This window comes from Kosakonia sp. MUSA4, from assembly GCF_013085925.1.
Taxonomy (GTDB): domain Bacteria; phylum Pseudomonadota; class Gammaproteobacteria; order Enterobacterales; family Enterobacteriaceae; genus Kosakonia; species Kosakonia sacchari_B.
Genome location: NZ_CP025697.1, coordinates 5,329,416 through 5,353,920 on the forward strand (window position 1 = coordinate 5,329,416; position 24,505 = coordinate 5,353,920).

At 53.9% G+C, this 24,505-nt stretch carries 19 protein-coding genes, 1 tRNA gene and 2 pseudogenes; 14 read left to right on the plus strand and 8 right to left on the minus strand.

What is annotated here, in order from left to right:
• Window positions 1-40: 40 nt before the first annotated feature.
• Window positions 41-1,732 (minus strand): NAD-dependent DNA ligase LigB, encoded by a 1,692-nt coding sequence (ligB, locus tag C0557_RS25310; RefSeq protein ID WP_208662213.1) that lies wholly within the window; start codon window positions 1,730-1,732, stop codon window positions 41-43.
• Between the two features lie 258 nt (window positions 1,733-1,990).
• Here ligB and gmk point away from each other — a divergent pair, with 258 nt between their 5' ends.
• The 7 genes from gmk to C0557_RS25345 all read left to right on the plus strand — a co-directional run bounded on the left by gmk (window position 1,991) and on the right by C0557_RS25345 (window position 11,220).
• Window positions 1,991-2,614 (plus strand): guanylate kinase, encoded by a 624-nt coding sequence (gene gmk / locus C0557_RS25315; protein WP_208662215.1) that lies wholly within the window; start codon window positions 1,991-1,993, stop codon window positions 2,612-2,614.
• A 54-nt stretch (window positions 2,615-2,668) separates the two neighbouring features.
• Window positions 2,669-2,944, plus strand: a complete 276-nt coding sequence (gene rpoZ, locus C0557_RS25320; protein WP_007369481.1) for a DNA-directed RNA polymerase subunit omega — start codon at window positions 2,669-2,671, stop codon at window positions 2,942-2,944.
• 18 nt (window positions 2,945-2,962) lie between these two features.
• Entirely contained in the window at window positions 2,963-5,083 is a 2,121-nt protein-coding gene (gene spoT, locus C0557_RS25325; RefSeq protein ID WP_074776287.1) for a bifunctional GTP diphosphokinase/guanosine-3',5'-bis pyrophosphate 3'-pyrophosphohydrolase, read from the plus strand.
• A 4-nt stretch (window positions 5,084-5,087) separates the two neighbouring features.
• Window positions 5,088-5,777 carry a tRNA (guanosine(18)-2'-O)-methyltransferase TrmH gene (trmH, locus tag C0557_RS25330; protein WP_208662217.1) on the plus strand — a complete coding sequence of 230 codons (690 nt, stop codon included), beginning with the start codon at window positions 5,088-5,090 and terminating at the stop codon, window positions 5,775-5,777.
• Window positions 5,778-5,780: 3 nt separating this feature from the next.
• On the plus strand, window positions 5,781-7,862 hold the full coding sequence (gene recG, locus C0557_RS25335; protein WP_208662220.1) for an ATP-dependent DNA helicase RecG: 2,082 nt from the start codon (window positions 5,781-5,783) through the stop codon (window positions 7,860-7,862).
• 124 nt (window positions 7,863-7,986) lie between these two features.
• Entirely contained in the window at window positions 7,987-9,372 is a 1,386-nt protein-coding gene (locus C0557_RS25340; RefSeq protein WP_074776290.1) for an NCS2 family protein, read from the plus strand.
• A 120-nt stretch (window positions 9,373-9,492) separates the two neighbouring features.
• Window positions 9,493-11,220 carry an AsmA family protein gene (locus C0557_RS25345; RefSeq protein ID WP_208662222.1) on the plus strand — a complete coding sequence of 576 codons (1,728 nt, stop codon included), beginning with the start codon at window positions 9,493-9,495 and terminating at the stop codon, window positions 11,218-11,220.
• A gap of 187 nt (window positions 11,221-11,407) precedes the next feature.
• Here the strand turns inward: C0557_RS25345 and yicI are convergent, their stop codons facing one another.
• A complete protein-coding gene (gene yicI / locus C0557_RS25350; RefSeq protein ID WP_208662226.1) occupies window positions 11,408-13,726 on the minus strand; it encodes an alpha-xylosidase in 2,319 nt (772 codons plus the stop codon).
• Between the two features lie 10 nt (window positions 13,727-13,736).
• Complete coding sequence (locus tag C0557_RS25355; RefSeq protein WP_208662234.1) at window positions 13,737-15,128, minus strand: glycoside-pentoside-hexuronide family transporter; 1,392 nt, start codon at window positions 15,126-15,128, stop codon at window positions 13,737-13,739.
• Between the two features lie 289 nt (window positions 15,129-15,417).
• Here C0557_RS25355 and C0557_RS25360 point away from each other — a divergent pair.
• Window positions 15,418-15,512, plus strand: a tRNA-Sec gene (locus tag C0557_RS25360).
• Window positions 15,513-15,695: 183 nt separating this feature from the next.
• Window positions 15,696-16,088 (plus strand): type II restriction endonuclease, encoded by a 393-nt coding sequence (locus C0557_RS25365; protein ID WP_208662236.1) that lies wholly within the window; start codon window positions 15,696-15,698, stop codon window positions 16,086-16,088.
• Window positions 16,089-16,337: 249 nt separating this feature from the next.
• Here C0557_RS25365 and C0557_RS25370 read toward each other — a convergent pair whose 3' ends face one another.
• Window positions 16,338-16,514: a YlcI/YnfO family protein gene (locus tag C0557_RS25370; RefSeq protein WP_208662238.1), complete on the minus strand. Its 177-nt coding sequence runs from the start codon at window positions 16,512-16,514 to the stop codon at window positions 16,338-16,340.
• A 132-nt stretch (window positions 16,515-16,646) separates the two neighbouring features.
• On the opposite strand from C0557_RS25370, the gene C0557_RS25375 reads away from it, so the two are divergent.
• Window positions 16,647-16,955 carry a SymE family type I addiction module toxin gene (locus tag C0557_RS25375; protein WP_208662240.1) on the plus strand — a complete coding sequence of 103 codons (309 nt, stop codon included), beginning with the start codon at window positions 16,647-16,649 and terminating at the stop codon, window positions 16,953-16,955.
• 109 nt (window positions 16,956-17,064) lie between these two features.
• A pseudogene (gene rhuM / locus C0557_RS25380) lies at window positions 17,065-17,762 on the plus strand (RhuM family protein); the annotation flags it as partial.
• 91 nt (window positions 17,763-17,853) lie between these two features.
• Here rhuM and C0557_RS25385 read toward each other — a convergent pair.
• Window positions 17,854-18,537 (minus strand): hypothetical protein, encoded by a 684-nt coding sequence (locus tag C0557_RS25385; RefSeq protein WP_208662242.1) that lies wholly within the window; start codon window positions 18,535-18,537, stop codon window positions 17,854-17,856.
• A gap of 478 nt (window positions 18,538-19,015) precedes the next feature.
• Here C0557_RS25385 and C0557_RS25390 point away from each other — a divergent pair, with 478 nt between their 5' ends.
• Window positions 19,016-19,297 carry a hypothetical protein gene (locus tag C0557_RS25390; protein ID WP_208662244.1) on the plus strand — a complete coding sequence of 94 codons (282 nt, stop codon included), beginning with the start codon at window positions 19,016-19,018 and terminating at the stop codon, window positions 19,295-19,297.
• 104 nt (window positions 19,298-19,401) lie between these two features.
• Here C0557_RS25390 and C0557_RS25395 read toward each other — a convergent pair whose 3' ends face one another.
• Entirely contained in the window at window positions 19,402-20,031 is a 630-nt protein-coding gene (locus tag C0557_RS25395) for a LuxR C-terminal-related transcriptional regulator (protein ID WP_208662247.1), read from the minus strand.
• A gap of 769 nt (window positions 20,032-20,800) precedes the next feature.
• On the opposite strand from C0557_RS25395, the gene C0557_RS25400 reads away from it, so the two are divergent.
• Complete coding sequence (locus C0557_RS25400) at window positions 20,801-21,853, plus strand: AbrB family transcriptional regulator (RefSeq protein ID WP_208662249.1); 1,053 nt, start codon at window positions 20,801-20,803, stop codon at window positions 21,851-21,853.
• Between the two features lie 32 nt (window positions 21,854-21,885).
• Here C0557_RS25400 and C0557_RS25405 read toward each other — a convergent pair whose 3' ends face one another.
• Window positions 21,886-22,773, minus strand: coding sequence for a dihydrodipicolinate synthase family protein (locus C0557_RS25405; RefSeq protein ID WP_208662251.1), 888 nt, complete (start codon window positions 22,771-22,773; stop codon window positions 21,886-21,888).
• Between the two features lie 18 nt (window positions 22,774-22,791).
• Window positions 22,792-23,015, minus strand: a pseudogene (locus C0557_RS25410) (hypothetical protein); the annotation flags it as partial.
• 191 nt (window positions 23,016-23,206) lie between these two features.
• Here C0557_RS25410 and C0557_RS25415 point away from each other — a divergent pair.
• Entirely contained in the window at window positions 23,207-24,373 is a 1,167-nt protein-coding gene (locus C0557_RS25415) for a multidrug effflux MFS transporter (protein ID WP_208662253.1), read from the plus strand.
• Window positions 24,374-24,505: the final 132 nt, after the last annotated feature.

Sequence of the window (24,505 nt, forward strand, 5' to 3'; positions counted from 1 at the left end):
GACGCTGTTCAATTGATTTATCTCTAAAAATATCGAATGGCTATTCACTGCCCACGGTAAATCCTTGTACTTTCTGTTTTGCCAGCCAGTCCGCCAGTGATGTCACTTCCGGCAGACTTAACCAGCGCCGTATCTGCCGAACACGCTCTGTCCCCACGCCTGGCAGCGTAAGCCATTCTTGCTCTGTCTTGCCGACAAGTTCTTGCCAAAGGCTGATGCCCTGCGCATTTAATGCAGCCTGAGGCAAAGGAATTCCTAACGCGTTAACCCAACGGATAAAAGGATATTGGCGTACCACGTTAAAACGGTGCCAAAGCTTTAGTCCGCGAGCGGGAGAAATACCGGGCGTCGCCTGCAACTGCTCCTTTGTTAATGCCAGCCAGGAAAAGAGATGTTCGAAATGATGTGTCTGATGCAACATCCGCCAACCACTTTCTCCCAGCCCCTCGATCCCCAGTGCTTTTGCAGAACTTAGCCATACCAGTCGGGCAATAAACTGTTCATTGCACTCTGCCGTGGCATAAAAGCAGCTAAGCGATGAAAAAAGCGGAGCTGGTGGAACCGGTTTTTCGCGAACAAGACTGCGCCAGACCACGCGGTTAAGACGCGGAATCCCCTGCCCGGCAAGACTTACAGAAACCTGATCACCCGGTGCAATATCCAGTTCCTGCCAGCGCCGGACAGAACCAAGATTGACCCTCTGGACGCGTTTATCATCCAGTTGCACAGGTTCAAGCTGTGCAACGACGGCAATTTTCCCGGTACGCCCAACGGCAAACTGAATATCTTTTACGCTGGCGACTTCCTCTACCGGATCATATTTCCATGCCACCACCCAGTCGCCGTGCCCAGGCAACCACGCCTTGCCCTGAGGTTCTGCCCCCGAGCGAACGACGATACCGTCTGTCACGAAGGGCAAGGGTGAGGTAAACCAGCGGGCACGTAAACGCTCCACGTCCTGCACAGTATTGACTGGCACGCTGTAATCGAGCACCTCACTAAATCCGCTCTTACTCAGCGCAACCAGCCGTTGTGCCAGCGTTGCCGGGCCATCCGGCCATGCCCATACAAAGAAATCCAGCTCACGAAGCAGGGCCGGAGCGTCGCGTCGCATCATCGCACCTGCAACCCTGGCCCGGGCATTTAAGCCGCCCGACTGTTTCTGTATATGGTTTTCACGGCGCAGAAAGAGTTCGCCCTGCAAAACGCTGTTCGCCAGCTCGCCGCTAACATTGTTGGGAATCGCCGGGATTGCGTGAACCTTCGCCGTCCAGTCCTCACCCGACAGCCCATTTCCACGGCTGATCGCCTGTACCAGCTTGCCCTGACGGTAGACCAGCGTGAGCGCTACGCCATCCACTTTTGGTTGTACCCAGAGATCTTTTTTCCCGGCCATCCACTGTTGCAGCGCCTGCTTATTCGCCAGCTTGCGCACACCGGTATGCGCAACAGGATGAGCGGTATTACCGCCAGGTGGTATTGATGAGTTGAAGGATATTTCGAGCGAAAAGCAGCGCTGCCAATAGGCAAGCCGGGCGTTTAGCCTATCGTACACATCATCGCTGACGTCGCTTGCTCCCGATTTCCAGTACGCCGCATTCCACTGCGCGAGCTGCTGCTGCAAACGACTTACTTCTTCCTGCGCCCGCGAAGGCGACCAGACGGGGCAAGTTGCAAAGCTGAATGCGCTCCATAGCAACAGACAAACTGCGGCTCCGGCTCTTCTCCACATAGATATTTCTCCCTTTAGATAGCGCAATCGTTATAACGCCAGGAGGGAATAGCTTTCGATCAATAAACAGAGCGGTTGCGAGGCAGGTTCCGGAGATTCGCTACGGTGGTGAAAATTTGCAAACAAAACAGGAAAGCGGGCCGCAAAATGCCATACTGAGAGGGAAAAAGTGTGACAAATGCTACGTCACGTAGCGCTGATGTGTATAATAGGCACGTATGTAAGTTTCCTTTCGCAATTCACATACAAAAGACTCTCATGGCTCAAGGCACGCTATATATTGTTTCCGCCCCCAGCGGCGCGGGTAAATCAAGCCTCATCCAGGCTTTGCTGAAAACCCAACCGTTATACGACACTCAGGTTTCTGTTTCACACACCACGCGCGCACCGCGCCCGGGTGAAGTGCACGGCGAACACTATTTCTTTGTTAATCATGACGAATTTAAAGCCATGATTAACGATGACGCGTTTCTTGAACATGCCGAAGTATTTGGCAACTTTTACGGCACCTCCCGCGCAGCCATTGAGCAAGTACTGGCGACCGGCGTGGATGTGTTCCTGGATATCGACTGGCAGGGCGCGCAGCAAATTCGCACCCGCATGCCGCAGGCGCGCAGTATCTTTATTCTGCCGCCGTCAAAGCTGGAGCTGGATCGTCGCCTGAGAGGACGCGGTCAGGACAGCGAAGAGGTAATTGCAAAGCGGATGGCGCAGGCCGTTGCGGAAATGAGCCATTACGCAGAATATGATTACCTGATTGTGAATGATGATTTCGATACCGCTCTGGGCGATTTGAAAACCATTATTCGCGCCGAACGCCTGCGTATGAGCCGCCAGAAGCAGCGACATGACGCTTTAATCAGCAAACTATTGGCAGACTGAGCCTGGTTTCAGTATCATGCCCAGTCATTTCTTCACCTGTGGAGCATTTTAAGTATGGCACGCGTAACTGTTCAGGACGCTGTAGAGAAAGTAGGTAACCGTTTTGACCTGGTGCTGGTCGCCGCGCGTCGCGCTCGTCAGATGCAGGTTGGCGGTAAAGATCCGTTAGTACCGGAAGAAAACGATAAAACCACCGTTATCGCGCTGCGCGAAATCGAAGAAGGTCTGATCAACAACCAGATCCTCGACGTGCGTGAGCGCCAGGAACAGCAAGAGCAGGAAGCCGCAGAACTGCAGGCCGTTACCGCCATTGCTGAAGGTCGTCGTTAATTAACCTGCAGGTCACCCTTGTATCTGTTTGAAAGCCTGAATCAACTGATTCAAAACTATCTGCCTGAGGATCAAATTAAACGTCTCAGGCAGGCGTATCTCGTTGCACGTGACGCTCACGAGGGCCAGACACGTTCAAGCGGTGAACCCTATATCACGCACCCGGTAGCGGTGGCCTGTATTCTGGCCGAGATGAAACTCGACTACGAAACGCTGATGGCCGCGCTACTGCATGACGTGATTGAAGATACCCCAGCCACTTACCAGGATATGGAACAACTGTTTGGCAAAAGCGTTGCCGAGCTGGTGGAAGGGGTATCCAAACTTGATAAGCTCAAGTTTCAGGATAAAAAAGAAGCGCAGGCCGAAAACTTTCGCAAGATGATCATGGCGATGGTGCAGGATATCCGCGTCATCCTGATCAAACTGGCCGACCGCACCCATAACATGCGTACGCTGGGCTCGCTTCGCCCGGACAAGCGTCGCCGCATCGCCCGTGAAACCCTCGAAATCTATAGTCCACTGGCGCACCGTTTAGGTATTCACCACATCAAAACCGAGCTGGAAGAGCTGGGTTTCGAAGCGTTGTACCCGAACCGCTATCGCGTGATTAAAGAAGTGGTGAAAGCCGCGCGCGGCAACCGCAAAGAGATGATCCAAAAAATCCTCTCGGAAATCGAAGGGCGTTTACAGGAAGCGGGCATTCCCTGCCGTGTTAGCGGTCGTGAAAAGCACCTCTATTCCATCTATTGCAAGATGGTGCTGAAAGAGCAACGCTTTCACTCGATCATGGATATTTACGCTTTCCGCGTTATCGTTCATGACCTGGATACCTGTTATCGCGTGCTGGGCCAGATGCACAGCCTGTACAAACCGCGTCCTGGCCGCGTGAAAGACTACATTGCCATTCCGAAAGCGAACGGCTATCAATCCCTGCACACCTCGATGATTGGTCCGCATGGCGTACCGGTAGAGGTGCAGATCCGTACTGAAGATATGGATCAAATGGCGGAAATGGGGGTTGCTGCGCACTGGGCCTATAAAGAGCACGGTGAGAGCAGTACCACCGCCCAAATCCGCGCTCAGCGCTGGATGCAAAGCCTGCTGGAGCTGCAACAGAGCGCCGGTAGCTCGTTTGAATTTATCGAGAGCGTTAAATCTGATCTCTTCCCCGATGAGATTTATGTTTTCACCCCGGAAGGCCGCATTGTCGAGCTGCCCGCTGGCGCGACGCCGGTGGATTTTGCCTACGCGGTACATACGGATATCGGCCACGCCTGCGTCGGCGCACGCGTTGATCGCCAGCCTTATCCGCTGTCGCAATCGCTCGCCAGCGGCCAGACGGTAGAGATTATTACCGCGCCGGGCGCCCGCCCGAATGCCGCATGGCTGAACTTTGTCGTCAGCTCAAAAGCGCGTGCGAAAATCCGTCAGATGCTGAAAAACCTCAAGCGCGACGACTCGGTAAGCCTCGGTCGCCGCCTGCTGAATCATGCGTTAGGCGGCAGCCGCAAGCTGGCCGAAATTCCGCAGGAGCATATTCAGCGCGAGCTTGAGCGTATGAAGCTGGCGACGCTTGACGATCTTTTGGCTGAAATCGGCCTTGGCAACGCCATGAGCGTTGTGGTCGCGAAAAACCTGCAACAAGGGGAAGCGGTGCAAGCCGCGCCAACGCCGTCCAATTCCAGCGGCAACGGTCATTTGCCGATCAAAGGCGCAGATGGCGTGCTGATCACCTTTGCCAAATGCTGCCGTCCGATCCCCGGCGACCCGATTGTCGCTCACGTCAGCCCGGGTAAAGGGCTGGTTATCCACCATGAGTCCTGCCGTAATATTCGTGGCTACCAGAAAGAGCCCGAGAAGTTTATGGCTGTGGAGTGGGATAAAGAGACCGCGCAGGAATTTATCACCGAAATCAAGGTGGATATGTTCAACCATCAGGGAGCGCTGGCCAACCTCACGGCGGCAATTAATACGGCCTCATCCAACATTCAGAGTCTGAATACGGAAGAGAAAGATGGCCGCGTGTACAGCGCTTTCATCCGACTGACGGCGCGCGATCGCGTCCATCTGGCGAATATCATGCGTAAAATCCGCGTGATGCCGGATGTGATTAAAGTCACCCGCAACAGAAACTAATTCTATGAATTCTCAACGTTATGCGCGTATTCGCGAGATGCTCGCCAGACGTCAGCCCGATCTGACAGTTTGCATGGAGCAGGTTCACAAGCCCCATAACGTCTCTGCCATTATCCGCACTGCGGACGCCGTCGGCGTGCATGAAGTCCACGCTGTCTGGCCGGGCAACCGCATGCGCACTATGGCCTCCTCCGCCGCAGGCAGTAATAGCTGGGTGGAAGTGAAAACACACCGTACCATTGGCGATGCTGTCGGCGTGCTGAAAGCGCGTGGCATGCAGGTACTCGCCACGCATCTGTCGGACAAAGCGGTCGACTTTCGCGAGATTGACTACACGCGCCCGACCTGCATTCTGATGGGCCAGGAGAAAACTGGGATCACTCAGGAAGCCCTGGATCTGGCGGATCAGGACATCATCATTCCGATGATCGGCATGGTGCAGTCGCTCAACGTTTCCGTGGCCTCAGCATTAATTCTGTATGAAGCGCAGCGTCAGCGGCAAAACGCCGGTATGTACCAGCGTGAAAACAGCATGCTGCCGGATGAAGAGCAGCAGCGCCTGCTGTTCGAAGGGGGTTACCCGGTGCTGGCGAAAGTCGCGAAACGCAAAGGGCTGCCTTACCCGCACGTCAATTCGGAAGGCCAAATTGAAGCCGAGCCCGCGTGGTGGGCCACTATGCAGGCGGCGGGATAACCGATGAAAGGTAAGCTGCTCGACGCGGTGCCCTTAAGTTCGCTGACCGGCGTCGGCGCGGCGCAGAGCAGCAAACTGGCGAAAATCGGTCTGCACACCGTGCAGGATTTGCTGCTTCACCTGCCGCTTCGTTACGAAGATCGCACCCAGCTTTACCCCATTGCCGACCTGCTGCCGGGCATCTACGCCACGGTGGAAGGCGAAGTGCTGAACTGCAATATCACTTTCGGTGGTCGCCGGATGATGACCTGCCAGATCAGCGACGGTTCCGGCATCCTCACCATGCGCTTTTTCAACTTCAACGCGGCGATGAAAAACAGCCTCGCCACGGGCCGCCGCGTGCTGGCCTACGGCGAAGCAAAGCGCGGGAAGTATGGTGCGGAGATGATCCACCCGGAATACCGCGTGCAGGGCGATCTCAGCACTCCCGAATTACAGGAAACGCTTACGCCGGTTTATCCCACCACCGAAGGGATTAAGCAGGCGACATTGCGCAAACTGACCGACCAGGCGCTGGAACTGCTGGCGACCTGCGCCATCAGCGAACTGCTGCCGCCTGAGCTGGCACAGGGCATGATGAGCCTGCCGGAAGCGCTGCACACGCTGCATCGCCCGCCGCCGTCATTGCAACTGGCCGAACTTGAAGCGGGTACGCATCCAGCGCAGCGTCGTTTGATCCTTGAAGAATTACTGGCGCATAACCTGAGTATGCTGGCGCTGCGCGCCGGGGCTCAGCGCTATCATGCGCAGCCGCTCGTTGCCAAAGATGAACTGAAACAAGGCCTGCTGGCGTCGCTACCGTTTAAACCAACCGGCGCACAGGCGCGGGTTGTGGCGGAAATCGAGCGCGATATGGCGCTGGATATCCCGATGATGCGCCTGGTTCAGGGCGATGTCGGCTCCGGTAAAACGCTGGTTGCCGCACTGGCCGCGTTACGGGCGATCGCCAACGGTAAACAGGTGGCGATGATGGCACCGACCGAACTGCTGGCTGAGCAGCACGCCAACAATTTCCGCAACTGGTTTGCGCCGCTCGGTATCGAAGTGGGCTGGCTGGCGGGAAAACAAAAAGGGAAGGCGCGCCAGGCACAGCAGGATGCCATCGCTAATGGCGAAGTGCAGATGGTGGTCGGCACACACGCTATTTTCCAGGAGCAGGTGCAGTTTAACGGCCTCGCGCTGGTGATTATCGATGAGCAACACCGCTTTGGTGTCCACCAGCGTCTGGCGCTGTGGGAGAAAGGCCAGCAGCAGGGCTTCCACCCGCACCAGTTAATCATGACGGCCACCCCGATTCCGCGCACGCTGGCGATGACCGCCTACGCCGATCTCGATACGTCGGTTATCGACGAACTACCGCCGGGCCGCACACCGGTAACTACCGTCGCCATCCCGGATACGCGCCGCAACGATATTATCGATCGCGTGCGCAACGCCTGCATCGACGAAGGCCGTCAGGCATACTGGGTGTGTACGCTGATTGAAGAGTCCGATCTTCTGGAAGCACAGGCGGCGGAAGCCACCTGGGAAGAGCTGAAGCTCGCACTGCCAGAGCTGAATGTCGGGCTGGTGCATGGCCGCATGAAGCCAGCGGAGAAGCAGGCAGTCATGCAAGCCTTCAAACAGGGCGAGCTGCATCTGCTGGTCGCCACCACGGTCATTGAAGTCGGCGTGGATGTGCCCAACGCCAGCCTGATGATTATCGAAAACCCGGAACGGCTAGGCCTTGCGCAACTCCACCAGCTCCGCGGGCGCGTTGGACGCGGCGCAGTGGCCTCACACTGCGTTTTGCTCTACAAATCCCCGCTCTCAAAAACAGCGCAAAAACGCTTACAGGTGCTGCGCGACAGCAACGACGGTTTTGTCATTGCGCAAAAGGATCTGGAAATTCGCGGCCCCGGCGAACTGCTCGGAACCCGCCAGACCGGCAATGCGGAATTCAAAGTCGCCGACCTGCTGCGCGACCAGGCGATGATCCCGGAAGTTCAGCGCGTCGCCCGCCATATTCACGAGCGTTATCCGCAGCTTGCAGCAGCATTAATCGAACGCTGGATGCCGGAAACAGAACGCTACTCCAACGCCTGAGTTTCAGGACCTTAGCCGGTAGAAAGAACATCCCTTCGAAAAGTGTGTTTTTAACATAGCAACCGTTTGCTTTTACCAAACAGTCCGATAAAATCAGCGCTTTTCCATCAGGGGATTGTCTGAGATGTCCTTAAACACCATCGAGTCCGAAAATGCGCAACCGGTTGCGCAGACTCAACCCAGCGAGCTGATCTATCGCCTTGAAGACCGCCCGCCGCTGCCGCAAACCCTGTTTGCCGCGCTGCAACACCTGCTGGCGATGTTTGTTGGCGTGATTACGCCCGCGCTGCTGATCTGCCAGGCGTTGGGGCTACCGGCTCAGGACACTCAGCACATCATCAGCATGTCGCTGTTCGCCTCCGGCGTCGCTTCCATCATCCAGATTAAAGCCTGGGGCCCGGTGGGTTCCGGTCTGCTGTCGATCCAGGGCACCAGCTTCAACTTCGTTGCGCCGTTGATTATGGGCGGCACGGCGCTGAAAACCGGTGGTGCGGATGTACCAACCATGATGGCTGCGCTGTTCGGCACCCTGATGCTGGCAAGCTGTACCGAAATGGTTATCTCGCGCATTCTGCCGCTGGCACGCCGCATTATTACCCCGCTGGTCTCCGGCGTAGTGGTGATGATTATCGGCCTGTCGCTGATCCAGGTTGGTCTGACTTCCGTCGGCGGCGGCTTTGCCGCGATGGGCAATCACACCTTCGGCGCGCCGAAAAACCTGCTGCTGGCGGGCGTGGTGCTGGCGATCATTATTCTGCTCAACCGTCAGCGTAACCCGTACCTGCGTATTGCTTCGCTGGTGATTGCCATGGCGGTCGGTTATGTGCTGGCGCTGTTTATGGGCATGCTGCCGGAATATAGCGCGCCAGCGAACGCCTTTATGGTGCCAACGCCGCTCTATTACGGCCTGAGCATTGACTGGAATCTGCTGCTACCGCTGATGCTGGTGTTTATGATCACCTCGCTGGAAACCATCGGTGACATCACCGCCACCTCTGACGTTTCCGAGCAGCCCGTCGCCGGGCCGCTGTACATGAAGCGCCTGAAAGGCGGCGTGCTGGCGAACGGCATCAACTCGTTTGTTTCGGCGGTGTTCAACACTTTCCCGAACTCCTGCTTTGGCCAGAACAACGGCGTTATTCAGCTGACCGGCGTCGCCAGCCGCTATATCGGTTTCTTCGTGGCGCTGATGCTGGTTGTGCTGGGTCTGTTCCCGGCGGTCAGCGCTTTCGTTCAGCAGTTACCTGAGCCGGTACTCGGCGGCGCAACGCTGGTGATGTTCGGTACGATTGCCGCTTCCGGCGTGCGTATCGTCTCCCGCGAGCCGCTGAACCGCCGCGCGATTATGATTATCGCGCTGTCGCTGGCCGTGGGCCTTGGCGTTTCCCAGCAGCCGCAGATCCTGCAATTCGCGCCGGACTGGCTGAAAAACCTGCTCTCCTCCGGTATCGCCGCTGGCGGTATCACCGCAATTGTATTGAATCTGATTTTTCCGCCAGAGAAAAATTGATCGCGCCACGGCAGCCGGGCTTACCGGCTGCCGCAGTCATCTCCTTTCATCATTCCGCCCTTGAGCATTGCGCATAAATCGTGCATAACTGCCTGATTGACACTTCGGGGATGGAAGATCATGAAATTTCTTGGAAAGCTGCTGTTCGTTGTCGTTATCGTCCTGCTACTGGCGATAGTGGCCGCTTATTTTCTGCTGCAAACCCGTTGGGGTGCGACACAGGTCAGCAACTGGGTAAATAACAACAGCGACTATCACCTCACTTTTGATGCGATAGAACATCGCTTCTCCTCGCCTTCCCATGTGTTACTGAAAAACGTCAATTTCGGCCGCAAAGGCAACCCGGCGACGCTGGTCGCTAAAACGGTGGATATTGGCCTGAGCAGCCGCCAGTTGACCGATCCGCTGCACGCCGACACCATTTTATTGCAGGATGGCACGCTCAATTTCTCCCCGTCTGCTGCGCCGCTTCCCTTCCAGGCCGATCGCCTGCAACTCAATAATATGGCGTTCAATAGCCCGACCACTGGCTGGGATCTGAGTGCGCAACGGGTGATGGGTGGCGTCTCGCCTTGGCAGCCGGTGGCCGGCAATGTGCTGGGCAGTAAAACGCAAATCCAGATGAGCGCCGGTTCGCTGACGTTAAACGGCGTTCCGGCCAGCAACGTGCTTATTCAGGGCAGTATCGACAAAGATGTTGTTACCCTGACGACTATCGGTGCGGATATGGCGCGCGGCTCCCTGACCGGCGATGCGAAACGCACTGCTGATGGCGGCTGGGTGGTGAATAACCTGCGCCTGAACGATATTCGCCTGCAAAGCGATAAAACCCTGCTCGATTTCTTCAATCCGCTGACCACGCTGCCGTCATTACAGATTGGCCGTGTCGATGTGACGGACGCTCGTTTACAGGGGCCGGGCTGGGCGGTTACCGACCTCGATCTGAGCCTGAGCAATTTGACGCTGATTAAAGGCGACTGGCAAAGCGACGACGGAAGGCTGTCGATGAACGCCAGCGAGTTTATTTACGGCTCGCTGCACCTGTTCGACCCGATCCTGAATGCCAACTTTTCTCCGCAGGGAATTGCGCTACAGCAATTCACCTCGCGCTGGGAAAACGGCATGGTGCGCACCTCCGGCAACTGGTATCGCACGGGCCATGCGCTGGTGCTCGACGACGCCGCGTTCGCCGGGCTGGAGTACACGCTGCCGGAAAACTGGAAGCAACTGTGGATGGACGATCTGCCGTCGTGGCTGAACACGGTAACGCTGAAGAAATTCAGCGCCAGCCGCAACCTGGTGATTGATATCGATCCGACGTTCCCGTGGCAACTCACCGCGCTGGATGGTTATGGCGACAACCTGCAACTGGTGCGCGAAGGGAAATGGGGCGTCTGGGGCGGTAGCGCAAAACTGAATGCCGCTGCAGCAACATTCAACCGCGTGGACGTGCGCCGCCCGTCGCTGGCGCTGAATGCCAACGGCAACATGGTCAATATTACCGAGCTGAGCGCCTTCACCGACAAAGGGTTGCTGGAGGCTAAAGCTGTGGTTTCACAAACGCCGGATCGCAGCGTTAATGTCAGCCTGAACGGACGCGGCGTACCGCTGAATGTGCTCCAGGAGTGGGGCTGGCCAGCGTTACCGATTAGCGGCGATGGCAACCTGCAGCTGACCGCCAGCGGCAGCGTGCGCGCCGATGCACCGCTGAAGCCCAGCGTCAACGGCGAGTTATCTGCGGTGAACGTACAGAAACAGCAGGTAAAACAGAGCATGCATGGTGGCGTGGTATCGGGCGGAGTGGTTGCACCTCCGGCAGAGCCTGCACCGACACAGCCCGCGCCCTGACATCTGATATTGCCGGATGGCGCTAACGCTTATCCGGCCCGACAAATACCGGCATTATCTACGGGGGACTGTAGGCCGGGTAAACGCAGTGCCACCCGGCGACAACCCATTCTCAGCACTCCAGGCCCGGCCAGCAACAGCATTCCCTCCGGGAATCACAGGCCGGGCTGCCATCCGGCAACGTCCTTCAAAGCGTAATACGCACTTCACTACCCTGCGGCGTAATCACCACACCCAGCTCGCTGCCGGACTGCGTTGCGCCCTGTACACCGGCAATCTGCGCGATATTGCGCAGGCACAGCGTCCAGTTACGCCCTGCACCGTCAGCCTGCACCGTAATCACGCCATTTGCCCGTTTCGCCCGCAGACGGAAGATCACCGCGCCGCTGGCATCCGGTACTTCGCACAACGCTTCACACCCGTCATCCAGCGCAAAAAGCTGGAATGCCGTGCCCTCATGCCAGGCATAATCCGGGCGTTGATCGTTACTGCCCAGCGCCAGCAGCGTGTTGTCGCGCACGTAAACCGGCAGGCTCATAAAGTTGTGGCGCTGTTTATGCCAGCGGCTGCCGATCTGTACGTCGTTGTGCCACAGGTGCGTCCAGCGTCCTTCCGGCAGATAAAACTGCACATCGCCCGCTTCGCTGAACACCGGCGCAACCAGCAGCGCATCGCCGAGCATATACTGCCTGTCGAGATAGTCGCAGGCTGGATCGTCCGGGAAGGCCAGCATCATGGCGCGCATCATCGGCACGCCGGATTCATGCGCCTGCGCAGCCTGGCGATAAAGGTACGGCATCAAGCGACATTTCAACTGTGTAAAGTGGCGAACCACATCGCAGGACTCTTCATCGTACGCCCACGGCACGCGGTAGGATTTACTGCCGTGCAGGCGGCTGTGGCTGGAGAACAGCCCGAACGCGCACCAGCGTTTGTAGACATGCGCAGGCGCGGTATTTTCGAAGCCGCCGATATCGTGGCTCCAGAAACCAAAGCCAGAAAGGCCGATGGATAACCCGCCGCGCAGGCTTTCAGCCATCGATTCGTAGTTGGCGTAGCAGTCGCCGCCCCAGTGAACCGGGAACTGTTGCGCGCCCACGGAAGCCGAACGGGCAAACAGCACCGCATCCTGCTCGCCAACCGTCTCTTTCAGCACGTTCCACACCAGTTCGTTGTAGATGTACGCATAATGGTTGTGCATCTTCTGCGGGCACGCGCCGTTATGCCACGCCACATCGGTCGGGATGCGTTCGCCAAAGTCGGTTTTGAAGCAATCCACGCCCATCGCCACCAGGCCTTTGAGCTTATCGGTATACCACTGGCAGGCTTCCGGGTTGGTAAAATCATAAATCGCCAGCCCCGGCTGCCATTTGTCCCACTGCCACAGCGAGCCATCCGGGCGTTTCAGCAGGTAGCCCTTCTCTTTCAGTTCGCGGAAAACGGGCGATTTCTGCCCGATGTAGGGGTTGATCCAGACACAGATTTTCAGCCCGCGCGCTTTCAGCCGCTTCATCATGCCAGCCGGATCCGGGAAGGTCAGCGGGTCCCATTCGAAATCGCACCACTGGAAGGCCTTCATCCAGAAGCAGTCGAAGTGGAACACATGCAGCGGCAACTGGCGTTCGGCCATGCCATCGATAAAACTGTTCACCGTCGTTTCATCGTAGTTGGTGGTGAACGAAGTGGTCAGCCACAGGCCGAATGACCACGCGGGCGGCAGCGCCGGGCGGCCGGTGAAGCGGGTATAGCGATCCAGCACCGCCTGCGGCGTCGGCCCGTCGATAACGAAATACTCCAGATGCTCGCCTTCAACGCTGAACTGCACTTTGGAGACCTTCTCCGAACCGATTTCAAACTCCACGGCTTCCGGGTGATTAACCAGCACGCCGTAACCGCGATTGGTCAGGTAGAAGGGGATATTTTTGTACGACTGCTCGGTGCTGGTGCCGCCATCGCGGTTCCAGGTTTCCACCGCCTGGCCGTTGCGCACCAGCGCGGTAAAGCGCTCGCCAAGGCCATACACCGTTTCGCCCACGCCGAGATCCAGCCGCTCGAACAGGTAGTTGCGCCCGCGGTTGCCATCCTGCACGTAGCCGTTGTTTTTCAACTGGCTGCCGGTAATACGCTCGCCGTCGCGCAGAAAATCGATCGCCCAGTTGTCGCCTTTTCCCACGCGAACGCTAAGCGAACCGCTTTGCAACTCGGCAAATTCGTCGGTGTTGTGCATTTCCACGTGAACATTTTGCGCAACGTTAAGCGGGAAATGCGGGCCGTTATCCAGCGCGCCCTGAAAATGCTCAATGCGCACACCGATAATCCCTTCCTGCGGCGAGAAAAAGCGCAGCGTAAACAAAGGGGTATCCAGTTGCCAGGTGCGCTCACGCACGTCGCGCGGGGCGGCATAGACCACCATCTCATTGCCCTGCTGTTCAACCTCAAAGACCTGAACCGGCTGGATTAACGTCAACCCCGGCTGGATAAGCCAGTTGCCATCACTAATTTTCATCTGTCACTCCTTACAGTAATTCTTCCCGGGTAGAAACATGATCAAGCCCCTGTTCACCGCGGTGCTCGCCACGCGCCAGTTGCGCCATGATCGATTTCAGGAACGGGGTTTTCAGCGTGTAAAAACGTTTGGCGATAATGGCGCTGAGCAGGTAGCAGAGCGCCGGAACCAGCGTGAACAGGGCAATAATGATGCTAATGGTCGTGCTGTTCTGGCTGTGAGCCGCGGCATCGTAACCGCCACCGGCCAGCGCCCAGCCAATCAACGCGCCGCCAAGGGCAAGGCCGAGTTTCAGCACAAACAGCGTACCGGCAAAACTGATGCCAGTAAGGCGCTTACCGTTGCACCATTCGCCGTAATCGACGGTATCGGACATCATCACCCACTGGATTGGCGTCACCAGTTGGTGCAGCACACCGATAACAAAGATAAAGATGAACATGGTAACGCTGGCCTGGATCGGCACGAAGAACATGGCGATGCTCAGCACGGTGAGCGCGGCGTTAGTCCACCAGAAAATGGTGACTTTGCATTTCCAGTCGGTCAGCGGTTTCGCCAGCGCGCTGCCAATCAGGTTGCCGACGCAATAGGTGGTGAGGAACGCGGTAAAGATGGCGGCATCGCCCATGATCCAGGTGACGTAATACATCATCGCGCCGCCGCGCACGCAGACGGCGAGGATATTGAGGATGGTCAGCACGCCGACGATGCGCCACTGGTCGTTCTGCCAGATATCACGCAGATCTTCACGCATTGAGGTGGTGCTCGGCGGTGCCTGGATACGCTCTTTGGTGGTGAAGAAGCAGAATGCCAGCATCATAAAGGCGACCACCGAGAGCACCGCAATCCCGCCCTGGAAACCGGCAACTTTGTCTTCGCCACCAATTAATTTCACCAGCGGCATCATCAGCACCGTGGAGAGCATGCCGCCTGCGGTGGCGAGCACGAAGCGCCAGGATTGTAGCGAGATGCGCTGTGTCGGGTCATTAGTGATAACGCCGCCGAGCGCGCAATAAGGAATATTGACCACGGTGTAAAGCAGGGTGAGTAACGTATAAGTTACAGCGGCATAAATCATTTTACCGCTCGTGCTGAGATCCGGCGTGCTGTAGGCCAGCACGCAGACCACGCCAAACGGCAGCGCGCCGAAGATAATCCACGGGCGGAATTTCCCCCAGCGGCTGCGCGTGCGGTCGGCAAGCAGCCCCATGCACGGGTCGGAAATGGCGTCTAACGCACGCGCCAGCAGGAACATGGTGCCGACAAACCCGGCGGGAATACCGAAAATATCGGTATAGAAAAACATCATGTACAACATCACGTTATCGAAGACGATATGGCTGGCGGCATCGCCCATCCCGTAGCCAATTTTTTCTTTCACGGAAATAATCTGACTGTCCATTTTTGTTTCCTTTACGCGTGAAAAGTGCACAGAGAGCGGTTTCACACGTTGTAAACGATTGGTTTTCAGCCGGGTATTGCGATTTCTTGTTATCAAATTACGTTTATTCTTTTCTGTGATCGCTCCCCCTTTCAGTGGAGCGAAGCGGCTAAGCGATGGAAAAGATAAGGATTTATCTTAAACGACCGATTTTACTGGCCGCACAATGAGAAAAATTCTGATGAGGGTATGTGGTAAATGACTGAAAGTAGCTATAATGCGCCCCGCCTCCATGTAGCAATGCAGGCGCGGAAGATCGTCATCTCCGGTGAGGTGGCTGGACTTCAAATCCAGTTGGGGCCGCCAGCGGTCCCGGGCAGGTTCGACTCCTGTGATCTTCCGCCAAAGTTGAATAACGCTTCATTCATACTAATAATTTATTTAATTCTCATTAATCATTCCTTCAATTTATTTATTATAAAAATATAGATAAATTTTTGTGAAATTGATCAAAACATCAGCAACGCAAGTAATTTCACAACTCTTCTTGTTGGTAAGTTATACATTCACTCTAACAAGGTTGAATATATGACTACGACCATTCGTTTCAGAGCATCCTGTATCAAAACACTATCACCGGTTGAAGCAAATCCAGAAAGATCACATCAGCATGAATTTAATGGCGTTAAGGAATTAAAGAATTTGTTAGGTCCAAATTCATTTCAATGTGACGCCAGATTTTCTATTCGAGGAACACAAATAGAAAAATTAGCACAAGTCACTTGGTATGATGCGCGTGCATCACATCCATCAAGATCAGAGCATCGGCTATACTTTACCCCAAATGAAGTAATGAATAATGCAATTGCGGGCGATAATATAATTGTAGGGTATGATAATAGCGATAACCTACAAATCATACTAATAAAAATTGGTACCCCATCCCATGAGGGGATAATTGAAAACTGGCGAAGAAATTAGTTATGCCTGGTTTTATTTACTGATGCCAGTATAAACCTGGCATCAGACATTATCTCTAATGAGTTTCCTGACAATATCCGCATGATTAACAATCAGTTAAAATAACCGCCAAAAATATAATTAATGTTTATTATTTTTTGAAATATTGTAGGCATCTTAAAAAGATTAATTTATAAAAAATCTGGTAATAATATTTTGATACTATGTTTTCTGGAATTTTTTAATTCTTTAAAGATAAGAACAGGGAATTTATTCTTCTTTTCCCTGTTTCATCTCCAAACGCATCCTACAAGCCTCTTTCACCCACTTACTAAAATTCCCTTTTCCGGCTGCTTTCTCAATCTGCTCCAAAAGCTCGTCCTCAAAGCGGATGTTCTTCATCGTGCTTTTAGATCGATCAAAATTCAGCTTTTTCTTCTCTTGCATGGTAGGTACCATTTCGGTTAAGTTATATTCACGTGGTACCTACCACATGAAACCGGACTTCATAAACAACGCCCCGATGTGCAGCAACACAACCGGAGCGTCTAACCATCCCCAACTATCAAGGAGTTGATAATGGCTGATCCGCATTCTACCCCAGACTTTACGCCCACCGGAACCGAGCACAGTGTAATTGTGCGCTATCGCCCGAATCAGGGCGACACCAGTACGCCGTGCATTATGATTTCCGGCAAGTGGCTGCGCGATGCCGGGTTTGATACCGGGCAACATCTGCTGGTGAAAGTGATGCAGGGTTGCATTGTGCTAATCAAACACAGCGAGAAGGAAGAGTGGCTGGCAAGCGAGCTGGATAAAACCCGCAGGCAACTCAGGGAAGTGAAAAGCGTCATGAAAAACGCCTATCTGCAATCAAAGCCTAACTGAGCGCCCTTTCTCCTTTATCTTCATAGTGGTTGCACTAATGAAATGCAGTATGAGTATCTGGCATACTGCATAGCTTATTCAGCAACAGAACGCATATCGCGGAGGCGGCATGGCAGATGAACGCTTAACCCAATCCCCGGCAGGTGAATTTATCATGTTCGCCAGCGGTGACGGGAAAGTACGCGTTACATGCCGCTTCGAGCATGAAACCTTGTGGCTCCCGCGGCGTCCATTGCCGCACTTTACCAGGTCACCCCGCAAGCTATAACCCAACATATCAAAGCCATTTATGAAGAGGGACAAAACGCAACCTGTAAGCCTTACTTACAAGTTCAACAGGAAGGGACACGGCAGGTAAGTCGCAACACTCTTCACTACAGTTTGCCAGTCATACTCGCTATCGGCTATCGCGTTCGCTCCGTCCGCGGCACACAGTTCCGCCAGTGGGCAACCCAGACGCTCCAGGAATACCTGATTAAAGGTTTTGTGATGGATGACGAGCGGCTGAAAAACCCGCCAGTCGGTTCTTCTGCTGTGCCTGATTATTTCGATGAGATGCTGGAACGCATCCGCGATATTCGGGCCAGTGAGCGCCGGGTATATTTACGGGTTCGGGAGATCTTTGCGTTAGCCGCCGATTACCAGCCGTCACTCAAAGAAACGACGCTATTTTTTCAGACTATCCAGAACAAATTACATTTTGCCTGTACCGGCCTTACCGCTGCTGAGCTTATTCATCAACGGGCTGATGCTCGTCAGCCCAATATAGGGTTAAGTAAAAAATTGCATAAAGGCGACGTTTATATATTATAAAATTGATTTTTATTTTTAACACTCGCGATTGTCAATGGGGATATAGAATACCCCCGAAATGTTATGATTCATCAGTTTTTTATAATCACGACCGCATTTTTTTCAAGCGCATAAAAACATGACCATCCCAGCGCAGATCATATTTTATGTTTCCGATACCGGATAAGCCAAGGTTATTGGCGATAATATTAAAAACAGCCTCGCACGAACAGGCATTATTTTTTCTCAGCCTGTAAACCCCTTCATTAACATCAAATAAATAAACTGACCCGCCACAATTTAGCAATGCCGTAGAATGTGAAAAGCTGGAAGGGGTATGTTCAAGGGGATGCAGGATCCTTTCGCTTAATGCTGTGGATATAACAATGGCTGTATTATTATATGCAGGGACATTGTTCAGAATACATTCCATGTGAAATCTCGCAGCAGTATCGCCCGCCAACTCATAATGTAATCTGTAGCCGGCTCGCTTTGCTAATAAATCCTCCTGCCTGTTTAGCGTTTGCAGAAGTTGTATACGCCCCTCTGTTGTTCTGTGCATTTTTATGGCAGCATTTTGTACATAGTTACCAAAATCAAAAAAACGCCGTTTGTCATTAATGGCAAATCCAACTGTATTTTTATCATTGGCAATTTCTCGCAGCGCATCAGAAGTCCAGTACAGCGAAGAACCGAAGCAAATTCCATTAAGCTGATGTTTATCAAGATAATTATTATAATCTCTATTAATATCGACGCACTTCTCAAATCCATTTAGTATTTCAGTCATTTGCATTGCACCTTAATTTTATAACTTATTAATCCGTTAAAGAAGACATTCAGATCGAATTGCATGGCTGAAAACTATATAATCATGCACTGTAAGAATCTTCTAAAAACGCTTTAAATAAGAATTACAATAAACACTAACGTGCTTAACACAATGATTTCCATTTCATGATTTGTTATTTGCGTTACGACGCAGTGCAAACAGCATTAACAATGCAATACAGTATTTTCCCTTCACCTCTAATGAGAACACCCTGTATTTGCAAGGGGAACGATAATAATTGAGGATGAAGAAAATATTACCGCATTCGCCAAACGCGCCCGGCCAGAAAGACACACTCCGTAGCATAAACCTCACCAACGTTACCCGCGCAGAAAACAACCAATATCGGGCACCACCGTGATTTATCACTCAGGGCGTTCAGGAGTAACATAGGCACTCCAAAAACCAATAGATAACCACCAACAGACAACAACCGATGAAACGCTCACTTTTTATCGTCGCCACCGTTTTTTACTTCAACACCACTTTTGCCGCAGCGCCGTTACCGAAAGATGTCAGTGATTTCCGCACGCTTGCTGAGCAGTGTGAACATTTTGCCAGTGAACAGGACAGCGATCTCGATGAGCAACAGCAAAAAGCGCTGGATGCCAACCTTGAAGCTACCTGCGGCAAAGCCGTGGCTCAGCTCAAAACGTTACGGGAAAAGTATAAAAACGACGAGGGATTAATGAAGATCATTAATGCCTATGATTTCTGATCGCCTCTGCGGGTGTGACTACATCATGAAAGGTGCCAACAGAATCTCCTGGTGCATTATAGCGGTAGTGCGCCAGGCGACCTGAACGGTTTTGCGAAGAAGGCTTATTGCGTATGCATTAACAAATGTCGGGTAGGGGGAACAGGGAGAGTGTAGCGCGTCGGGGACCTGACCATTTTCAACTCGTTGCTGTCTTTACGCTCCTGAAAGGTAGCCTCCGGTACAACTTTGCCGGCAATACAGCAAAAACAGTCATTCCAGTTATTGTAGATCTGGATCAGTTCCGCGACACTGTTTAACCCGAGTTTCCGCAGGATCGCGTTTTTGTAATTACTGACGATTTTCTTATCCAAACCGAGCGCTTGCGCAATGTCATCACCCGCCTGGTAATCCAGCAGCATGAGTAAAATCTTATGTTCCGTTTTATTCAGGTGAATTTCCCGGGTGATATCAAATTTTGTTTTTCCTTTCAATAGCTTAATGGTTTTCTTAAGCTCATGCTTCAGAAAAGACAAAGAGGAAGATTTATCCACTTTTATGAATCGTGAACATATAAACGAAGGAAAACTTTTTTCTTCACTCAGGATTAAAATGAGTTTATCAACACTAAAGAATAATATTTGTTCATCCCCACGATCGTACGCAATCAATGTATGTGTTGCGCAAGGATTAATCGCTTTGAGCAGTATATCCATGCCCATCACAAAGTAACTATCCTTTGAGATGATATACATATTCAGCCTCCCGATAAGGTTATTTCTCGCCTCGTCCACATGACTGATACGTTTGTCAGAGTAATGTTAACGTTTGCCGCAGGATTTATCTTTCACATTGAAAAATAAAGGTTTTCAACCCATCACATTATTAATAAATAATGCCTTTAGGTATTCTGATCTACCGTCTCGCCTGCACCATCCGAGTTGTTAATAATACATTATATTTCCGTTAAAAACTTCGCAAGCTAATCGGTAAAATAAAACGAAAAAAATAACTGGAATATATCAAGGCAATGCACTATGAGAACTGAAACACTTATTCATACGGAATTTTGTAACACCGTATTAATTAACAGGTTGATTAACATATCTTAATTATTAAAAAAGAAAAAAAAGGATGAAGGGAAAATTTTATTTTCTAATTTTTGCTACCTGTCGAATAGTCACCTACTAAAATTAGTTATCTTTTTCTTAATAGCAAGAATACCGATCATGTTTTAGGATTTTTCATGTGGCAAGTCAGTGATTAAGAAATTAATTAACAATTGCAGATTACACAAAGCTGACAAACGCCGTTGTTAACCTGCTTCTTAAATTTCCCCTGTAATATTAATGTAATATAAAAAGCGAACTGTGCTGCACAGTGCCAGATCAAAGATTGCACCGCCCGGAGAGAACGCTTACATTCGAAAGACATGCCTTGCTTTTCAAACTGTTATTGTTCGGGGAGTGTTATGTCTTTCGCTGATCCTACAGTTATCACTGTCACTCATCCGGAGTGCTGCTGATGGCGATGCCCAAACTGCGTAACGGGTTGCCGCTGCTTATCCTCTCACTGCTCTTTGTCGCCATGATGGAGCTGGTCCATCTGCCCGCTGCGCTCCTGCTGGGGCCGATGTTTGCCGGGATTATTCTCGCCATCCTTAACCGGCCTGTGGTGGTAAGCAAAACCAGTTTCGGCGTTGCGCAGGCGGTGGTCGGCGCGATGATCGCTCATGCCATTCCCCCTTCGGTGTTCGGTCGCATTGCTGCCGACTGGCCGCTGTTTATCAGTTGTATTGTCTCGGTGATTTTCGCCAGCGCCATTCTCGGCTGGATTATGGCGAAACTACAGGTTTTTCCAGGCTCCACGGCAATCTGGGGTTCGTCGCCGGGCGCGGCAGCAGCCATGACCATTATGGCGGAGAGTTTCGGTGCCGATGTCCGCCTGGTGGCATTTATGCAGTATCTGCGGGTAATGATTGTGGCGCTGGTCGCGGTGCTGGTAACCCGCATATGGATGGGCGCGACCAGCCCGGATCACGCGGTCGCGACATTTACTCTGTTCGGTCCGGTACGCTGGCTGCCGTTTGTCGGTACGTTGCTGGTAATCGCGGTAGGTTATCTGATCGCCCGGCGAGTAAAACTTCCCTCCGGCCCGATGCTGATAACGTTAATACTGGGAACCATTATCGAAGATACCGGGGTGCTGTCGCTGGAATTGCCGCCGTGGCTGCTGGCGCTCTCCTACGCGGTGATTGGCTGGAGCATTGGGCTGCGCTTTACGCGGGAGATTGTCTGGTACGCCGCCCGCGCACTGCCGCGCGTGCTGCTGTCGGTGCTGACACTGGTGGCTGTGTGCTGCGGCTTTGCATTTTTGCTGGTGCAGTTCGCTGGTATCGATCCGCTCACCGCCTATCTCGCCACCAGCCCCGGCGGAGCAGATACGGTGGCGATCATCGCCTCTTCAAGTCACGTTGATATCTCGTTTGTGATGGCGATGCAGACCGGGCGCTTTATTCTGGTGCTGATCACCGGCCCGGCGATTTCACGCTTTGTGGCAAAGAGGCTGGGAGCATAACCCCGGCAAGAACGTCAATGCCGGGACGACAATCACTCCGCAGCCAGACGCAGCCTTTCGATCACCTCAGCCACTTCACGGCGCGCGTCGCCTTGCAGCGTCTGTAATGGCGGTGGCAGACACGGTGCCGCTACCACGCCCAGCAATTCGGCAGCAGTTGCGATCACGCGCATGCTGCCGCCATAACGATTGAACAGATCCCACAGCGCCGCCAGCGCGTCGGAATGCGCCCGTGCCAGCGCCATGTCGCCGGCCTGCGCCGCGCGGGAGATGGCCAGCGCCGCTTGCGGGAACAGTCCGCCCAGCACCGAATACCAGATCCCGCAACCGGCGCTCAGGCCGTCAACCGCGATGGCATCGCCGCTGATGCCGAGCGTAATATGTGCCGGAATGAGCCCCCGCAGCGCTGCAATCCGCTCCAGCGCGGCAATGGGAGGAATTTTGATCGAGCCGACATTGGGTAACTGGGCGATGCGGGCAAGCAGCGCATCGCTGAAGGTGAAATGCGTTGCACGAGGATTATCGTAAACGCAGAGCGGCACCGACAATTCGCGAGTCACCGCCGCGTACAGGCCAAAGACTTCCTCTTCGGTTAACGCGTGATAGGAAACCGGCGCCAGCAGCACCGCGCTAACACCCGCTTTTTGCGCATCCTCCGCCAGCCACAGCACATCGCGGGTACGCAGTGCGCCAATCCCGGCAATCACCGGCACCGCGCCGGAGTGTTCCGTCGCCAGGCGCAGCGCGGCGGCGCGTTCATTACGGCTGAAATAGGGATAGCAACCCGTCGATCCTAACGCGCCAATCGAATCCACCCCGGCCACGCGGAGCCTCTCGATCAGTCGAACGTATGCCGCTTCATCCAGCCGCTCGTCAACCAGCGGCGTCAGCGGAAATGCGCTCAGTCCCGTGAAATCCATGCTTTACCCCCTTCAGAGTCAGAAACCCAGCGCTGTTTTCTCACAGCAACAGCCTGGCATCATACGTTGCAACCCGGCGATCGGTTCGTCGCCTGCCTCACATAATGCGGCCAGCGGCATCTCCGGCAGACTTTCGAGGATGAACCACCGTTTTCGCCGCCAACCGGAACAGCGTAGCGCAGGCTGATAGCGTTGTAGAGATCCACCTCCCGGTCAATGGCCGGTACCACGCTGTGGCGCAAACCGATATCCCGCACCACTATGCCAACGACAGCGCGCAGCCGGTGGTCTTTACCATGACGGTCAGCGAACGCCATTCATGAATCCCGCTCATAACGTCATTATGATTTAATGACGTTATCATTTGTGTCGCTCTGATTAAGATAACGTTCCGCCTTTGTCGGCACCCTCCTCGTTACTGAATCAGGATCCTATGACCAACAAGATACACGGGCCGCTATTCCTCGCGATCCTCAGCGCGCTGATGGCCTTTACTTCTCTGTCGACAGATATCTATCTGCCCGCTATGCCGCTGATGGCCAGCGAGCTGCAAGGGGATATCGAACTGACCATTACCGGTTTCTTAATCGGCTTCGCGCTGGCGCAACTGGTATGGGGGCCGATCAGCGACGCCATTGGCCGCCGTCGGCCGCTGTTTATCGGTATGCTGCTGTTTATTATCGGTTCCGCTGGCTGCGCCCTGTCGACGGACATTCAGCAAATTGTCTTCTGGCGCGTATTCCAGGCCTTTGGCGCCTGTACCGGGCCGATGCTGGCGCGAGCGATGATCCGCGATCTGTTCGCCCGCACCCGCGCTGCGCATATGCTCTCTACGCTGACCATCATTATGGCTATCGCCCCGATTATCGGGCCGCTGGCGGGCGGGCAAATCATTAAGATCACCAGCTGGCACGCCATTTTCTGGCTGCTGGCGGTGATTGGCGGGCTGATGTTTCTCTCCCTCTATGCGCTGCCGGAAACCCTGCCGCCGGAAAAACGGGTCAACACCTCGCTGGCGGGCGCGTTTACCAACTATTTCTCGCTGCTGCGCAATCGCGCCTTTATGCGTTTTACGCTGTGCCTGACCTTTTTCTACGTTTCCGCGTACGCGTTTATTGCCGGGTCGCCGTTCGTCTATATCCGCTATTACGGTATCGATCCGCAATATTACGGCTGGCTGTTCGCCATCAATATTGTGGGGCTGATGGGGATGAGCATGGTGAACCGGCGGCTGGTGCAGCGCCATCCGCTGGAACGGCTGCTGAAAATCGCCGTGGCGGGCGCGGCTGTTGCAGCCGTCGCACTGGCGCTGGTGGTGAAACTGCAACTGGGCGGCATTGCTGCGGTCGTTATCTGCGTGTTCCTGTTCTTCTCGATGAACGGCATCATCGCCGCAACCTCCACCGCCGCGGCGCTTGATGCCGTGCCAACCATTGCCGGGTCAGCCGCCGCATTAATGGGTTCCTTGCAGTACGGCAGCGGCATCATTTCCTCACTGCTGCTGGCGTGGTTTCGCGACGGCACGCCGTGGACAATGGCGTGGATCATGGCACTCTTCACGCTCGCCAGCGCGGCGATAGTGCTGCGCCGCCATTCATGATTCAAGCTCATAAGCTCATGCCGATTTCCCCCGATAGTCGCAGGTCATTGGCAGGGCTATGATCGCTGTTCCCGGAAAACGAGCGGAGCGTCAATCACGCCAGCCACCACCGATTTTCCGCCCGGTGAGTAA

What these genes read in the sequence shown, in the direction of transcription:
- ligB (WP_208662213.1), bottom strand. Translation starts at nt 1,732, where the DNA reads ATGTGGAGAAGAGCCGGAGCCGCAGTTTGTCTGTTGCTATGGAGCGCA.
- gmk (WP_208662215.1), top strand. Translation starts at nt 1,991, where the DNA reads ATGGCTCAAGGCACGCTATATATTGTTTCCGCCCCCAGCGGCGCGGGT.
- rpoZ (WP_007369481.1), top strand. Translation starts at nt 2,669, where the DNA reads ATGGCACGCGTAACTGTTCAGGACGCTGTAGAGAAAGTAGGTAACCGT.
- trmH (WP_208662217.1), top strand. Translation starts at nt 5,088, where the DNA reads ATGAATTCTCAACGTTATGCGCGTATTCGCGAGATGCTCGCCAGACGT.
- recG (WP_208662220.1), top strand. Translation starts at nt 5,781, where the DNA reads ATGAAAGGTAAGCTGCTCGACGCGGTGCCCTTAAGTTCGCTGACCGGC.
- C0557_RS25340 (WP_074776290.1), top strand. Translation starts at nt 7,987, where the DNA reads ATGTCCTTAAACACCATCGAGTCCGAAAATGCGCAACCGGTTGCGCAG.
- C0557_RS25345 (WP_208662222.1), top strand. Translation starts at nt 9,493, where the DNA reads ATGAAATTTCTTGGAAAGCTGCTGTTCGTTGTCGTTATCGTCCTGCTA.
- yicI (WP_208662226.1), bottom strand. Translation starts at nt 13,726, where the DNA reads ATGAAAATTAGTGATGGCAACTGGCTTATCCAGCCGGGGTTGACGTTA.
- C0557_RS25355 (WP_208662234.1), bottom strand. Translation starts at nt 15,128, where the DNA reads ATGGACAGTCAGATTATTTCCGTGAAAGAAAAAATTGGCTACGGGATG.
- C0557_RS25365 (WP_208662236.1), top strand. Translation starts at nt 15,696, where the DNA reads ATGACTACGACCATTCGTTTCAGAGCATCCTGTATCAAAACACTATCA.
- C0557_RS25370 (WP_208662238.1), bottom strand. Translation starts at nt 16,514, where the DNA reads ATGCAAGAGAAGAAAAAGCTGAATTTTGATCGATCTAAAAGCACGATG.
- C0557_RS25375 (WP_208662240.1), top strand. Translation starts at nt 16,647, where the DNA reads ATGGCTGATCCGCATTCTACCCCAGACTTTACGCCCACCGGAACCGAG.
- C0557_RS25385 (WP_208662242.1), bottom strand. Translation starts at nt 18,537, where the DNA reads ATGACTGAAATACTAAATGGATTTGAGAAGTGCGTCGATATTAATAGA.
- C0557_RS25390 (WP_208662244.1), top strand. Translation starts at nt 19,016, where the DNA reads ATGAAACGCTCACTTTTTATCGTCGCCACCGTTTTTTACTTCAACACC.
- C0557_RS25395 (WP_208662247.1), bottom strand. Translation starts at nt 20,031, where the DNA reads ATGTATATCATCTCAAAGGATAGTTACTTTGTGATGGGCATGGATATA.
- C0557_RS25400 (WP_208662249.1), top strand. Translation starts at nt 20,801, where the DNA reads ATGGCGATGCCCAAACTGCGTAACGGGTTGCCGCTGCTTATCCTCTCA.
- C0557_RS25405 (WP_208662251.1), bottom strand. Translation starts at nt 22,773, where the DNA reads ATGGATTTCACGGGACTGAGCGCATTTCCGCTGACGCCGCTGGTTGAC.
- C0557_RS25415 (WP_208662253.1), top strand. Translation starts at nt 23,207, where the DNA reads ATGACCAACAAGATACACGGGCCGCTATTCCTCGCGATCCTCAGCGCG.